The sequence below is a fragment of the Erythrobacter sp. HL-111 genome (genome assembly GCF_900105095.1).
Classification (GTDB): Bacteria; Pseudomonadota; Alphaproteobacteria; order Sphingomonadales; family Sphingomonadaceae; genus Erythrobacter.
Genome location: NZ_LT629743.1, coordinates 1157341 through 1171938 on the forward strand (window position 1 = coordinate 1157341; position 14598 = coordinate 1171938).

7 protein-coding genes are annotated in these 14598 nt (G+C 64.9%); 4 read left to right on the top strand and 3 right to left on the bottom strand.

Going from position 1 to position 14598, the window contains the following annotated elements; genetic code table 11:
* The first annotated feature begins 109 nt into the window (after nt 1-109).
* The 3 genes from BLU08_RS05525 (at nt 110) to BLU08_RS05535 (ending at nt 4705) form a co-directional block, all read left to right on the top strand.
* On the top strand, nt 110-1480 hold the full coding sequence (locus BLU08_RS05525; protein ID WP_090193770.1) for an IS1380 family transposase: 1371 nt from the start codon (nt 110-112) through the stop codon (nt 1478-1480).
* Nucleotides 1481-2173: 693 nt separating this feature from the next.
* Entirely contained in the window at nt 2174-4330 is a 2157-nt protein-coding gene (locus BLU08_RS05530; RefSeq protein WP_090196450.1) for a PAS domain S-box protein, read from the top strand.
* Nucleotides 4331-4351: 21 nt separating this feature from the next.
* Nucleotides 4352-4705: a response regulator gene (locus BLU08_RS05535; protein WP_090196454.1), complete on the top strand. Its 354-nt coding sequence runs from the start codon at nt 4352-4354 to the stop codon at nt 4703-4705.
* A gap of 116 nt (nt 4706-4821) precedes the next feature.
* Here BLU08_RS05535 and BLU08_RS05540 read toward each other — a convergent pair whose 3' ends face one another.
* Nucleotides 4822-5874 carry a phytase gene (locus tag BLU08_RS05540; protein WP_090196457.1) on the bottom strand — a complete coding sequence of 351 codons (1053 nt, stop codon included), beginning with the start codon at nt 5872-5874 and terminating at the stop codon, nt 4822-4824.
* 254 nt (nt 5875-6128) lie between these two features.
* Between BLU08_RS05540 and BLU08_RS05545 the strand changes: the two genes are divergently transcribed.
* On the top strand, nt 6129-8987 hold the full coding sequence (locus tag BLU08_RS05545) for a TonB-dependent receptor (protein ID WP_172800990.1): 2859 nt from the start codon (nt 6129-6131) through the stop codon (nt 8985-8987).
* Nucleotides 8988-9180: 193 nt separating this feature from the next.
* On the opposite strand, the gene BLU08_RS05550 is transcribed toward BLU08_RS05545, so the two are convergent.
* Nucleotides 9181-12555: a TonB-dependent receptor domain-containing protein gene (locus BLU08_RS05550; protein WP_090196465.1), complete on the bottom strand. Its 3375-nt coding sequence runs from the start codon at nt 12553-12555 to the stop codon at nt 9181-9183.
* Between the two features lie 282 nt (nt 12556-12837).
* Nucleotides 12838-14412 (bottom strand): ATP-binding protein, encoded by a 1575-nt coding sequence (locus BLU08_RS05555; RefSeq protein ID WP_090196469.1) that lies wholly within the window; start codon nt 14410-14412, stop codon nt 12838-12840.
* Nucleotides 14413-14598 lie beyond the last annotated feature (186 nt).

Sequence of the window (14598 nt, forward strand, 5' to 3'; positions counted from 1 at the left end):
GCCCGGATTATTCACCGGCAGTGGTCTGACGGGTTGGCGGGAGTGGCGTAAGCATTTGCATTGTTGTAGGAATGTGGTTGCTTAAGCCAGACCTGCAACGGGGCAAAATATGCCACAGACCACACCCGCCGGATGCGATGATAGCGCGTCCGTATTTTCGTTTCCAGCAGTGCGCGGCAAGAAGGTCACAGCTGCGTTTGACGGCGGCAGGCTGACCTCGGATGGCGGGGTCCTGGTGCTGGCTCAGGCCGAGCGCATGATGGGGCTCTGCCAGCGGCTTGCGGCGTGTATTGCCGATCCGCGCGATCCTGCTCGGGTGGTTCATCGGCTTGAAGATATCCTGCGCGCGCGGATGTTCGCGATCGCCTGCGGCTATGAGGATGCCGATGATCTCGACGCTCTGCGCGATGATCCGGGCTTCCGCCTTGCGCTGGGCAAGCTGCCGGGATCGGGTGCGGGGTTGGCCAGCCAACCGACGATGAGCCGCTGGGAGAATGCGCCGAGCACGCGCGAGCTGGCAAAGATGCTGGGGATCATGATCGACATCTACTGCGCCAGCTACCCCACTCCGCCGGCGGCGGTGACGCTGGATATCGATGACACCTGCGACGTCGTGCACGGCTATCAGCAACTCTCCTTCTGGAACGGACATCATGGGGAGCGCTGCTTCCTGCCGATCCATGTCTACGACACGGCAACGGGCCGGCCGGTGGCGATGCTGCTGCGCACGGGCAAGACGCCTTCTGGCAAGGAGGCGGCAGGGCATATCCGGCGTCTGGTGCGCCATCTTCGCCGCCACTGGCCCGATACCCACATCACCATCCGAGGCGACGGGCATTATGGACGGCCCGAGGTCATGGCCTTCTGCGAGGCGGCCCATGTCGATTACGTGTTCGGTCTGCCGACCAACGCCGCGCTGCGCGCTGATCCGGTTATCGTCACTGCCGCCGATGCCTGCGCGGTCCGCCGCGCCGAGTGCCAACTCCCGGTCCTGCGCAGCTATGCCGAGACCCGCTACGGCGCGAAGAGCTGGAACCGCCAGCGCCGCGTCGTCGCCAGGATCGAGGCCAGCACGCTGGGCATGGATATCCGCTATGTCGTCACATCGCTAACCCAAGGCTCGGCTGAATACATCTATGACACGCTCTACTGTGCGCGCGGGCAGGCCGAGAACTTGATCAAGCTGCACAAGACCCAGCTGGCCAGTGACCGCACCTCGTGCCGGTCGGCGAACGCCAACCAGATGCGCCTGATCCTGCACACCGCTGCCTACTGGCTGCTGTGGCGCGTTCAGCAGGCGATCCCAAAGACCACCGCTCTGGCAAAAGCCGAGTTTACGACCCTGCGCCTGCGGCTGCTCAAGGTTGCTGCCCGCGTCATGGAAAGCGCCACCCGAATCCGCGTAGCGTTCGCCTCTGCGTGCCCCGATGCCGATCTGATGCGTGCCATCGTTCTCGCGCTCAAGCCTGCGCCGACGTAGCGGGCGCGGCAGTGCCGCAGAAACCCCGAGCCAAGTCCTTCAACCAGAAAAGCCCATCGATCACAGCGCGGTGAAACAGACGCCAGCGGTGCCGCACGCCCGCTCTACGCCGCCGCACGCAGCAGTGGCGTCAAGCTCGCGCCGAGAGGCGCCCAACCGCATCGCCGTGAATAAGAGAGGTTAGCGCCCGCGCGAGGAACCCGCGACGAAGTCCGGAGAGCGCCACCGCGGCTGCCGGGTTACAGACGTTACGGCGGGTTGTTTGTCGCTTGGGCGGGGGCAACACGGGCAGGTTCGGGGCATACCGGCAAGGGCTACGACGGCGCACCGTCCAGGATAAGGGCGCAAAGCTGTCGCTCGGAGACGATCATGCGCACGGCAAGTCGCACCCGTTACCGGTCTTGAGCGGGGCCGTTGCGCGACCGCGTGCTGGGCTGCTTCAGCCTCGTCGCCGCCAGAACTGGAGGTTCTCCTGCGGACCCCTGAGCTGACACCCGGGATTGGAGTGGCTCGCCTCCGCGAACCCGACGCTGCCTCCCTGTTGCCGCAAGTTGCACTTTTTGCGATGCTCCCGTGCATTCGACGTCTTGCGACCCAGCGACAAAGCCGACCCCGCTCGGAAGCAGGATTATTTGGCTTGGGCGCACGAAAAAATTCCACGCCTCGCGCAGGAATCGAGGAGGACCATTCGGCATGAGGCAAGGTATTCCCGCTTCAATAGATCCGGCATCGTTAATTGATACCTTGCCCACGCTGCTCTCCATTCACGAAGGATCCGATCACCGGTACATCTTTTCGAATTCGGCTTATGATTCTGTTTTCGGAAGCCGACAGCCAGTCGGATCGCCTCTTTGTGAGGTCTGGCCGGATTTGGCGGCGCAGGTTTCGGATCGCTTCGATCGGGTATTGGCTACCGGCGTTGTCGACACGCATTCGGGCTTCAAGGTTATCGTCACTAACGGGAACGGGCAGCAGCAGACCCGCTGGTATCGTCAGACGCTGAAACCCTGGCGGGACGGCGAAGACCGGCTGTGTGGGGTGATAAGCTGCGCTCACGAGGTGACCGCCGAAGTAGAAGCCGAACAGGCGCTCAAAAACCGCGCGGTCGAATTGCAGTTCGCGCTCGATGCTGCAGGCGGCGTCGGCACTTGGGACTGGGACGTCGTCCAGGGCCGAATGGCGGTAAATGAACAGTTTGCCGCGCTATTCGGACAATCGCATGATAACGCGGAGGGCTTGCCGCTTGCCCGGTTCATCGATGCCATTCTCCCGGAGGACAGGGAACGGGTCGAAGCAGCCATTGCTCGGGCGGTCGAAGAAGGCGGAGAATACCGGCAGGATTACCGTGTGAGAACCGCGGATGGCGATCTGCGCTGGGTCCTGGCGCGCGGCCGCTGCTTTCAGGACGAATCAGGCAACCCGACCCATTTCCCGGGCGTGGTGTTCGATACATCGCGACAAGTCGAGGAGCGCGAGCGCCTCGAACAAATTGATGCCCTCCTCAAATCCTTTCTCGACAATTCTGCCAGCTATGTCTTCGCCAAGGATCTGGACGGCCGCTACATCATGGCCAACAAGTTCTACCTCGACGCCTTCGGTGAAACCGAGGCGAGCCTTTACGGCCGCACCGATCGCGACCGCTTCGGCGAGAGCGAATCCTACAGCCTGAACGATCGCCGTGTCGCCGAGAACGGCGCTCCGATCGAGTTCGAAGAGGAAGCGCGCAAGGCCGATGGCGAGATCATCCATGCCATCTCCGTGAAGTTTCCCCTCCGCGATTCCGGCGGCGTCTTGTTCGGCACCGGATCCATCTCGACTGACGTCACGGACCGCAAACGAGCCGACGCTGCTCTGCGCAAGAGCGAGGCCCGATTGCGCGGTCTGATCGAGGGCATCCCGCAGCTGGTCTGGCGCGCGACCGACGGCGGGCAGTTCACTTGGACGAGTCCGCAATGGCAGCGGATCACCGGGCTGTCGGACGAGCACAGCCGCGACCGCGGCTGGCTTTCGGCGATCCACCCCGACGACCGTGGGAATGTCGTCAACGCATGGGGAAATGCGCCCTCCGAAGGATTGCTCGAGGTCGAATGCCGGGTGCGCCGGGCTAAAGGCGAGGGCTATCGCTGGTTCCAATGGCGGGCAGTGCCGGTTCGCGACCAGATGGGCGAAGTCGTCGAATGGCTCGGCACGGCGACCGATGTCGACGACCTGCGGCGTCTGCAGGAACGGCAACGAGTGATGGTCGCCGAATTGCAGCACCGAACGCGCAACCTTCTCGGCGTCGTGCGCTCGATTTCCGAAGAGACCGTGCTGGCGAGCCAAACGCTGGAGGATTTCCGGACGGCCTTCAACGGCCGCCTGGCGGCGCTCTCGCGGGTCCAGGGACTTCTCTCGCGCTCCGACGACGAACCGATCACGCTGGGTGCGCTGCTGCAGACCGAACTCGACGCGCTCGGGGCTTCGGGAATGCTCCAAAGGGCAAAAGTGGAAGGCCCGGACGTGCGCCTTCGCCGTGCGACCGTCCAGACCTTTGCTCTCGCCCTGCACGAACTCGCGACGAATGCGCGGAAGCACGGCGCGCTTTCGACCGAGCACGGACGCCTCGATGTGAGCTGGCACGAACACCATGGGGAAAGCGGACGGCGTCTGCATCTTTCCTGGCGGGAGACCGGCCTTCCGCTTCGCAGCGGCGCGGTGAGTTCGGGCGGATATGGGCGCGAACTGATCGAACGCGCATTGCCATATGTGCTCGAAGCCCGCACGTCATTCGAGCTTGGCGAAGAGGAACTGATCTGCACTATCGACATGCCGCTTCCCCCCGAGGAAGAGGATCGGACAACCATCGAATGAAGAGCTGCAAAAGCACCCGCCGTGACCGATTTCAAAGATAAGCGAGTGCTTGTCGTCGAAGACGACTATTTCATTGCGATGGAATTGTGCCGAAATCTCGAGGCAGCTGGAGCCGAGGTCGTCGGGCCGGTCGGCCGGGTTGGGGAAGCGCTCGCTCAAATCGCCCGTTCCGATGGGCTCGATGGTGCCTTGCTCGACTTGAACCTGCACGGTGCAATGGCCTTTCCTGTAGCCGACAAGCTGTGCGAGCGCGGTGTGCCTTTCGTGTTCGCCACCGGCTATGACGGCTCTGTCATTCCCGAGAGGTACCGGGAAGTCCCGCGCTGCCGCAAACCGGTGGAGTTGCAGAGCATCTCGACTGTCCTGTTCGATTGACACGCTGACGCTCAGTGGTGGATCCGTGGAGGATCACCCCTTTCGACGTGGGCTTTCCAACCGCGAAAAGACAAACGCCGGTCGGCATGGCGCCTTGTGGTTGCCCGCCGGACCGATCAGGGCAGGTCCAGCGCGGCCTTGACCTCGCGCCAGTCGACGATCTTGTAGTTCTGCTGCCCTTCGAGCGGTTCTTCGTTGTCGTCGTGGATCGCCAGCGCTCCCTCGGGATAACGTCCTATCGGCCCGGACCAGGCATCCAGCCCGTCGGTGTGGGTAACGCCGTCGATGTCGTCGCGCGCCACGACCGTGAAGCGCCCGAGATAGGTCTCGCCTTCTTCGGTGATCCGGAAGACCGGAAAGGTATCGTCCCCCTGCGAGGAGGCGATGAGGTAGCGTTGCCGGCCGTCGCGCATGATCGTCAGGCCCTCGATGTCGTCGGTGATGCGCTGGCGGTCGACCGATGCCACCTTGGTGGGAGTGGGCGAGGCGGCAGGGTCGAAATCGAACCGCCAGATCGCCGCGTTCTCTTCGCCGACGTAAAGAACGTCGCGATCGTCGTCGACCACGCAGCCTTCGAGCTGCGAGGGGAGCTTCAGCTGCCTGACCATTTCCGCGGCACCGGGCTCGGCCCCGTTCGCGAGGCGCCAGATCTTGATGTCGCCCTGCTTGTTGTTGGCGATCAGGTAGAAGCCGTCGCTGCGGCGGCCCATGCAGAAGCCATAGGGCTCGCCGATGTCGGTCTCGATGAAGCCATAGTCGCGGGTCTCGAGCGTGCGGGGATCGAACAGGTAGAGATTGATCCCCATCCGCTCGTCATTGGTCGCAGCGACCAGCACGAAGTCGTCGCGCCCTTCCGCCGAAAAACCGGTCCGCAGGTCGACATTGTTGAGTGCCCCGCTCGCGAGGAACTGGCGAACCGATCCGTCGAGATCGTGCACGTACAACCCGTCGGTCTTGTCGGTTCCGAACATCACCGCGCGCGTCGGGTCGCTTTCGTCGCTCCAGAGCGCGGGATCGTCGGCATCGACGGCAGGATCGGTGTCCACCCGCGTTTCGGCCAGAGCCGCCACGGCCACCGGGGTTTCCCCCCCGGCCCAGGCGGGGCCGCGCTGCGTGGTCGAACAACCCAGAAGACATATCGACGCGCAAACAATAAATGTAAGTCGCAAGTCAACCTCCCATCTTTACTATAAAAAATTATAATCTGCATCGCACCGCGATCAAATTGGCGCTTTCATACCAATGTGCCCGAAATTGACAACCTTCAGGTTGCATAATTGTCCTGTAACTCTGTCATATTTTCTGAACATTACCTCCTGATAGGCGAATGACGATTTAGAATTTCGTCGCGGCAAGACCGTGCGACCAATCCGAAATGTCGTTCAAATATCTGAAATGTCGTTCAAATATCTGGAGGAATCCCATGAACTCCCGGCTTGCCTTCCTGTCGACTCGCTCCGCCGCGTTCGCGCTGATGGCTGCGACTGCCAGCGCAATCATCCTGGGCGAAACACCGCTGCAAGCGCAGGATCAGGAAGCCAGCGGAGTGGTTCGGGGCCGGGTCAGCACCGATACCGGCATCAATTTCGAAGGGGCCGAAGTCACGATCGTCGAACTCAATCGCAGGGCCGTGACGCGTGATGGCGGCGTCTTCGTCTTCGAGGATATCCCGCCTGGCGAATACACCTTGCGCACGCTCTATCTCGGCGCCGCGCCGGTCGAACAGCGCATCGTGGTGACAGGCGACGGCACGCCGACCGTGGCCGATGTCGTGCTGCTCGACGCGGGCGGCGACAGCGATGCGGCCAGCAGGATCCTCGTCTTCGGCCAGACGGCGAGCGCGTCCTCCGCGGCCAACCGCAAGCGCAACTCCGCCCGCGTCAGCGACTCGGTTTCGGCCGACTTCATCGGCCAGTTCCCCGACCAGAACGTGACCGAGGCGGCCCAGCGCATTCCGGGCGTCGCGATCAACCGCGACCAGGGCGAAGGCCGGTTCATCTCGGTTCGCGGCGCCGATCCGAACCTCAACGCGGTGACGATCAACGGCGTCGACGTGCCCGCCGCGGGCGGGGACGAACGCGCGGTCGCGCTCGACGTGATCCCCTCGGACGTGCTGCAGACGCTGACCGTGGTCAAGTCGCTGACGCCCGACCTCGACGCCAACTCGATCGGCGGCACGGTGCAGATCGGCACCGCTTCGGCGTTCGACCGGCGCGGCGGCTATTTCTCGGCCAGCGCCGAGGCGCATTACAACGAGCTTCGCGATCTTTTCAGCCCGCGCCTCTCAGCCAGCGCCTCGGACGTGTTCGATGTCGGCAATGGCGGCGAGCTCGGCATTTACGGGTCGATCAGCTATTTCAACCGCCGGCTCGGCTCCGACGGGGTCGAGAACGGCGACGGCCTCGACGAGATCGGCGGCACCGTGTTCCCGGTCGTGATCGAGCCGCGCGATTATGTCCTCACCCGCGAACGCCTGGGCGCGACGCTCAATGTCGATTACCGGGTGAACAATGATTTCCTGCTCTATGTCCGCCAGCTGTATTCGCGCTTCGGGGACGACGAGATCCAGGGCGGCACGGTGTTCGAGGCCGATCCGGACGATGGCGGCAACGTGGTTTCGCAGGATTCTGCCAACCTCCTGCTGGCTGACCAGGAGGTCGAATCCTATGTCAGCGAACGCGAGGAAATCCAGACGATCTATTCGATCGCGGCCGGCGGGGAAAACCGCTTCGGCAACACCTTCCTCGAATATTCGGTCAGCTATTCGCAAGCCGGCGAAGACAATCCCGATTACGTCGAACCGATCTTCGTCGCGGATTTCAGCGATACCGATACCCTGGTCGGCACCAACCTCGCCGATCCCCGGCGCCCGCAGATCATCACCCAGGGCGGCGGCTTTGCCGACGCGGGAGCCTATGAACTCGACGAGATCGTGTTCGAAAGCTCGGAAACGATGGACAAGCGTTACGGCGGGCAGATCGACGTGACGCAGGACATGGATTTCGGGCCCAATCGCGGCTTCATCAAGTTCGGGGCCAAGGTCGCGCTGCGCGACAAGACTTCCGAACTCGACGCGCTGATCTATGGCGGGGCCGACCAGGGGCTGACCATCGCCGGTTTCCTCAACCCGGACATCGACTATCCGCTCGGGCTGATCGCGCCGCAGGCGCTGCCGCGCGACGTCGCCGATGCGGTGCGGGCGAACCAGGCCGCCTTCGACGAGGATCTCGACGAGGAAGGCAGTTTCATCGATTCCAACGCGGAGGATTTCCGCATCGATGAAAACATCTATGCCGGCTACGCGATGGGGTCGATCGACATCGGCGCCTTGAGCATCGTCGGCGGCGTCCGGGTCGAGCACACCGATTACAGCGCCTCGGGCAACGAGGTGTCGCTCGACGAGGAGATCGGCGAACTCTCGCTCGCTCCGATCGAGGTCGAGCGCGAATACACCGACGTGCTGCCCAGCGTGAACGCGCGGTTCGAACTGACCGACCGGCTGTTGCTGCGCGCCGCCTATTTCCGCGCGGTGGTGCGCCCCAATTTCGAACAGAGCCGCCCCGCCGCGCTGATCGAACGCGACGACGAAGGCGAGGTCGAAGCCGAGGCCGGCAACACCGAGCTCGAACCCTATCGCGCCGACAATATCGACCTCGCGCTCGAATTCTACCCGGGCGATGCCAGCGTGCTTTCGGCCGGGGCGTTCTACAAAAACCTCGACAACCCGATCGTTCCGCTCGACTTTGCCGGCCAGCCGGGGTTCGAAGGGTTCGATGTCTTCTCCAGCTTCATCAACGGCGACAACGCGAAGCTGTTCGGCATCGAACTGGCCCTGCAGCAGCAGCTCACCTTCCTGCCGGCCCCGTTCGACGGGTTCCTGGTGGCGGCAAACTACACCTTCGTCGACAGCGAGGCCGAAGTGCCGATCCCCGGCGGCGGGGTGCGCGAGGCACCGCTGCCGTTCCAGTCGCGGCACACCGCCAACGCCTCGATCGGCTACGACAAGAACGGGTTCCAGGCGCGCATCGCGGTTTCGTACCGCGACCGGATCCTCGACGAGATCGGCGATCCGGCGGACCCGTCGCAGGATGTCTTCATCGACGAACACGTGCAGGTGGATTTCACGGCCTCCTACGCGATCACCGATGAAGTGCGCATATTCGCCAACCTGTCGAACCTGAACGATCGTCCGCTCTACAGCTTTCAGGGACGGCGCAGCGTCAATGTCCAGTTCGAGGAATACGGGCTTTCAGGAAGTCTCGGCGTCCGCATCACCCTGTGAAGGCAGGCGGCGGCCGGCGTCTGGCCGCGCGAGGCCGAGGAACTCGAGCTGGGGCCGGGTTGCCCCTCGCCTGCTTGCCGCGGACGGGGCCGGTGTCGGCGGGGGCGGTCCATCCCCGACACGAAAGGGGGCGCGAGCGGGATGACCGCTCGCGCCCCTTCGCGTGCCTCGCCCGGCGACGGGCGAAGCGCGATCAGAACGCGCCCGACAGGCCGACGAAGAAGAACCGGCCGCGCGGGCCGACCGGCCGCGAGAGACTGCCGAGGAACGGCTCCGTGTCGAACAGGTTGTTCACGCCGCCATAGACTTCCATGTCGTCGTTGATCCGGTAGCTGACGTTGATGTCCTGCTCGAAGCCGGTGCCGGTGGTGAGCTGCGAGGGGTCGGCGAGGCCCTCGTTCGGCGAGACGACGACTTCCCCGTCCACGATATCGACGTCGGTCGCGTCCGCGTTCGAGAACTGGAGGGCGGAATCCTCGAAGCGGCCGCGCCAGCCGATCCGCAGCCGGTCCATCGTCCAGTTCACGCCGAAATTGACGATCCATTCGGGCGTGCCGATGACGCCGAGCTGGTCGCTGACCGTCGCCTGGTCGGCGATGAGCAGCTCCTGCTGGAGCGGATCGGGTTCGTCCGCGATCGTCTGGGCGATGACCGGATCGCTTTCGGTGAACCGCTCGAGGAAGTGGGTCCCGATGGCGGTCAGTTCGAAGAAGCCCCAGTCGCGGTTCCCGCCGAACGGCGCATCGAAGCGATAGCGTGCCTCGAAGTCGATCCCGCGCGCGCGCAGCACGGCGAGGTTGATGTTGCCCGAGGTGAAGCTGGAGATCGCCCCGCCATTGTTCGGATCGCGCTCGATCGCGTCGCAGAACTGGTTGTCGATCGAGGGAAGGTCGACGCAGGCCGCGGCGATGGCGGCGCCGGTGAGGCTGCCCACTGCGTCCTCGATCTCGATGTCGTAGTAGTCCGCGATCAGGGTCAGCCCGTCGAGCGCGCCTCCGAGGATGCCGCGCGGCTGGAAGATGCCGCCGATCGTGAAGCTGTCCGACGTTTCCTCGGTCAGGTCGGGATTGCCGCCGGTCGTGCCGGTGACGAAGGCCGTGAGGAAGTCCGAGGAATCGAACCCGGGTGCAACGAACTGGAGGCAGTTGTCGGGCCGGTTGGAGCTTCCGTTGTTGATGTTGCCGTCGTCGCAGGGGTCGGCATCCACGTCGAGGAACGCGGCGCCCTGCGGCGCGAAGAGTTCGCCGATGTTGGGCGCGCGCACCGCGCGGGACCAGGTCCCGCGGAAGGTCAGCCATTCGAACGGCGAATAGATCCCGCCGAACGAATAGGTCTCGGTCGAACCGATCGTGTTGTAGTCCGAAAGACGGCCCGATGCGGTGATCTCGAGCAGGTTGACGAAAGGCAGGTCCCCGAGCAGCGGCAGGTTGATTTCGCCGAAGCCTTCGTAAACGCTGATGCCCTGCCCGTCGGTCGGCGAATTGAACAGCGGCACGCTGTTGTTCGTGACGACATTGCCTTCGATCGAGAAGAAGTTGGCGCGGGTGAACTGGGACTGGTCACGGCGCCATTCGAAGCCCGTCGCGAAGCCGATCGGACCGCCGGGAAGCTCGAAGAAATGGCCCGTGTCGCCCGACAGCACCGCCAGGAACTGCTGCTGCTCGATCACGGTGTTGTCGAGCAGGTCGACGAAGGCGAATTCCGCGCCGGCGCCACCGATCGAGTTGGGCCCGAGGATGTTGAGCGGCGCGCAGGTGCCGTCGCCGACCTGGAAGGTGACCGGCCGGGTCAGGTCACTGACATCGGTTCCGTCGATGATCGTGCCGGGCGCGTAGAGCGGGGGACCGCCCACGAACAGCGCGGCCGGGGCCGGAAGCCCGGTCAGCTCGGAACGGCAGACGATGTCGCCGACTTCGGCGGTGCCCGGGGTGATCTGGATGTCCTCGCCGTTGCGGATGGCGTTGAGCGACCCCACCCCGCCCGGTCCGAAGGCCACGTTCGGATTGGTCCCGTCGAGATCGGCTGCGGTCAGGGCGACCGCGTCGATCGCGGTGAAATAGCGGTCGTTGAGCCGCGCATTGCGGAACGTGTCGTCGACTTCGGTGCGGCCCCAGGCATAGAACGCCTCGAACGCGACGCTGCTGCCGGGCGCCTCCCAGCGCAGCCCGCCGGTAGCGCGGATCGTCGAACGCTCCAGGCTGGTCCCCGAATCGGTTTCCGAGCCGACATTGTCGCGGGCGACGAAGATGCTGGGCGTCTGGTCGGGCAGGAGAGCGTCGAGAACGGGAATCTGGTTCTGGATCGCGGCAGGCAGAAACGGGTTGTCGAGCGCGATCGGGATGTCGTCCGAAAACGGAATGCCCGAGACATCGGAGGTCTCGGTGTAGGAGAACTTGGCATCCGCGAAGAAGGTGAGCGTGGGCGTGATCTCGTAATCGAAGCCCGCCGCCGCCGTCACCTGGGTCAGTTCGGGAATGAGGGTCAGCCCCGGCGCGGTCTGCCCGATGAAGATGCCGTCCCCGCCGATCGCGTTGAAGGCCCCGGTCGAGATGCCGGGATTGAACGCGCGGACATTCCCGCCTTCGTCGATGACCTGCAGCACCGGGATGTTCGTGCCCGGGATGTTCGGCACCGTATCGGTCGCGGGATTGAAATTGTTCACGAAGGAGAGCAGCTGCCCGAAGGGGGACGCGAAGGGCGTCGGATCGACCGCAATGGTCGATCCCGCGCTCGAGACGGGCAGGCGACGGTCCGGCACGAAAGCCTGTTCCGCGTCGGGATCGAGCCCGAGGATCTCGTTCAGGAAGGCATTGCTCGGATTGAGCGAGGAAAACCCGGGACCGGCGATATCGGGCCGGTCGCGGTTCAGGAGTCCCGTCGAATGGGTGTATTCGACCGCGAAGACCGCGCTGCCGCGGCCATCCTGGAACGTACCGCCCCCGGCGATCGAGCCGAAGACTTCCTCGGCGTCGCCCTTGTCGCTGATCCCGGTCTGGAGCCGGTATTCGAGCCCGTCGAAATCGCGTCCGTCGCGCATCACGTAGTTGACGACGCCGGACACCGCGTCCGCGCCGTAGACCGCCGAGGCGCCGCCGGTCAGCACTTCGACGCTGCTGACGAGCGCCTGCGGGATCGATGCGACATCGACCGTCGCGGTGCCCGCGATGCCCGGGACGTGGCGCCGTCCGTCCTGCAGGACCAGCGTCCTGTCCGTGCCGAGCTGGCGCAGGTTGAGCGTGCTCGCACCCGTCAGCGCGAGGCCCTGCGCGCTGGAAAGCGTGGCGGGATCCGAACCCTGCAGCGCGGGAAGTTCCCGCAGCGTCTGTGCAATGCTGATCTCGCCCGAATTCTTGAACTCCTCGGCCGTGACGACCTGCACCGGGCTGGCGAGGGAAGTCGTCGAATCGGTCGCGATGCGCGAGCCGGTGACGACGATGGAGTCGCCGTCCGCCTCGAGCTCGCGGGATTCCGGCTCGGAACCGGCGACATCCTGCGCGAGCGCCACTGCGGGCAGGGAGCTTGCTGCGGCGAGGAGAATGGCGTGCGAAGTTAGCTTGAAGAATGTCATGATCCGCCCCTGTCTTTGTTGCAGTGCGGCAGAATTTCGGCGCGAATCCCTGTTGTCAAGGAGCTTTCGCCATTTTGTAACGCTTTAGGGATCCGCCATGAAATATTGTTGTATTCGTGCAATCCCTGGCAGCCCGATCATGTGCCAAAAGGGGCACCGCCTCGCGTTCGCAGACGCAAAATGCGGTTCCGGATTGTTGCCGATGAAGGATCGATGCGAACATGCAGGCAGGGCTAACGGATTGTATCCCGGCACGAATCTTGCTTCGCGGGATGGGTTGGCTCAGGCCGATTCGCCCATTGCCGAAAGGGTCTCGATCCCCGGCACGGTGATCGTGCGGTCGCCTCCGAAATCCTCCTTCACCACGATGCGCCCGCTGCGCTCGAGATGGTCGAGCAGGCGGCGCACGCGACTCGGCGAGGAACTGCCGTAGAGGCGTGCGAGCGCCTCCTCGTCCGGCATCGGCGCATCGCTCGCCGCCGCCACGACGAGCGCGAGATAGGGGGCGAGCACGTCCTCCTCGACTCCCTCGACCATGTCCTCGATCCCGGCGCGCAGCCGCGCGTCGAGCCGGGTCAGCCCCGCGATCTCCCCGGCGAACAGGCGGCGGAAACGGGGCATGTCGACATGGGCGCTCGCGATGCCCTGCTGGCGGCAGCGGACCGCGAAATCGCGGAACAGCGCGGCGACCGGGCGGAAGGGGGCGTCGCTTTCCGCGGCGAGTTCGCGCACGACGTCCTCGACCCGGCCAGGGAGACACGTTTCGCGCGTTTCGCCCGCGTGCCCGCCATCTTCAGGACAAGCGACCTCCGGCCCCGGCCGGGGCTCGGTCCGCAGCGCGGCGCCCTCCTCCGCCGGTTTCGCGATCGCTCTCGCGGCGAGCGCGGTCTCGATCTCCGCCGCCGGTCGCGGCACCCTGCCCGCAGCCGCGGCGTCCCGATCCGCGTTCGCCGCGGCGGCGGCGGCGCTGGCAAGGTCGGCGTTGAGCAGCGCCTCCATCTCCTCGGGCGGGGCTTCGGGCAGGGGGATGAGCGCCGCCGCCGCGTTCTTGCCGGCCGTTCGCACCGGTCCGATCGTCACCGCCACGGGGCGCCGGCTGATCGCCGGACCGAGCCCGAGGAACTCCCCGCGCTGGAGATCGCGGATACGCTCGGCCTGGCGCCGGTCCATGCCGAGGAGGTCGGCGGCACGGGCCATGTCGATGTCGAGAAAGGTGCGCCCCATCAGGAAATTCGACGCTTCGGCCGCGACGTTCTTCGCCATCTTGGCGAGGCGCTGGGTCGCGACGATCCCGGCAAGGCCGCGCTTTCGCCCGCGGCACATGAGGTTGGTCATCGCCGAAAGCGTCATGCGGCGGGTGTCGTCCGACATCTCCCCCGCGGCCGAGGGCGCGAACATCTGCGCCTCGTCGACCACCACCAGCGCCGGATACCAATGTTCGCGCGGGGCGTTGAAAAGGGCGGTGAGGAACATCGCGGCGCAGCGGATCTGCTGTTCGACCTCGAGCTCCTCCAGCGCGAGGACGACCGAGGCGCGATGCTGGCGCACGCGCGCGGCGAGCGCCTCGATCTCGCGCGGGGAATAGTCCGCCCCGTCGATCACGACATGGCCGAAATGATCGGCCAGCGTGACGAAATCGCCTTCGGGATCGATCACGACCTGCTGGACCCGGCCCGCGCATTCCTCGAGCAGGCGGCGCAGAAGGTGCGACTTGCCCGAGCCGGAATTGCCCTGCACCAGAAGGCGCGTGGCGAGCAGTTCCTCAAGGTCGACGCACACGCCCTGCCCGCGCGAATCCCGGCCGATGTCGATTGGCGCCCTCACCCCGACAGGACTAGGCGCGCGGGACCGGGGCATAAAGCCGGCCGGACGAGTTTTCCCATGAAAGCACCGCGCAAGGCGCATCGCTTCCGCACCGCGCGGGGGAGCGCTTAGTCAGAAATCCGGGGCTGCATGGTTAACCGATCGTGAGAGATGCCGGCCCATGGCCCGGCATGAGCCATCCGCACACCAACGGGAACCGCCCCCATGCCTGTCACGCCT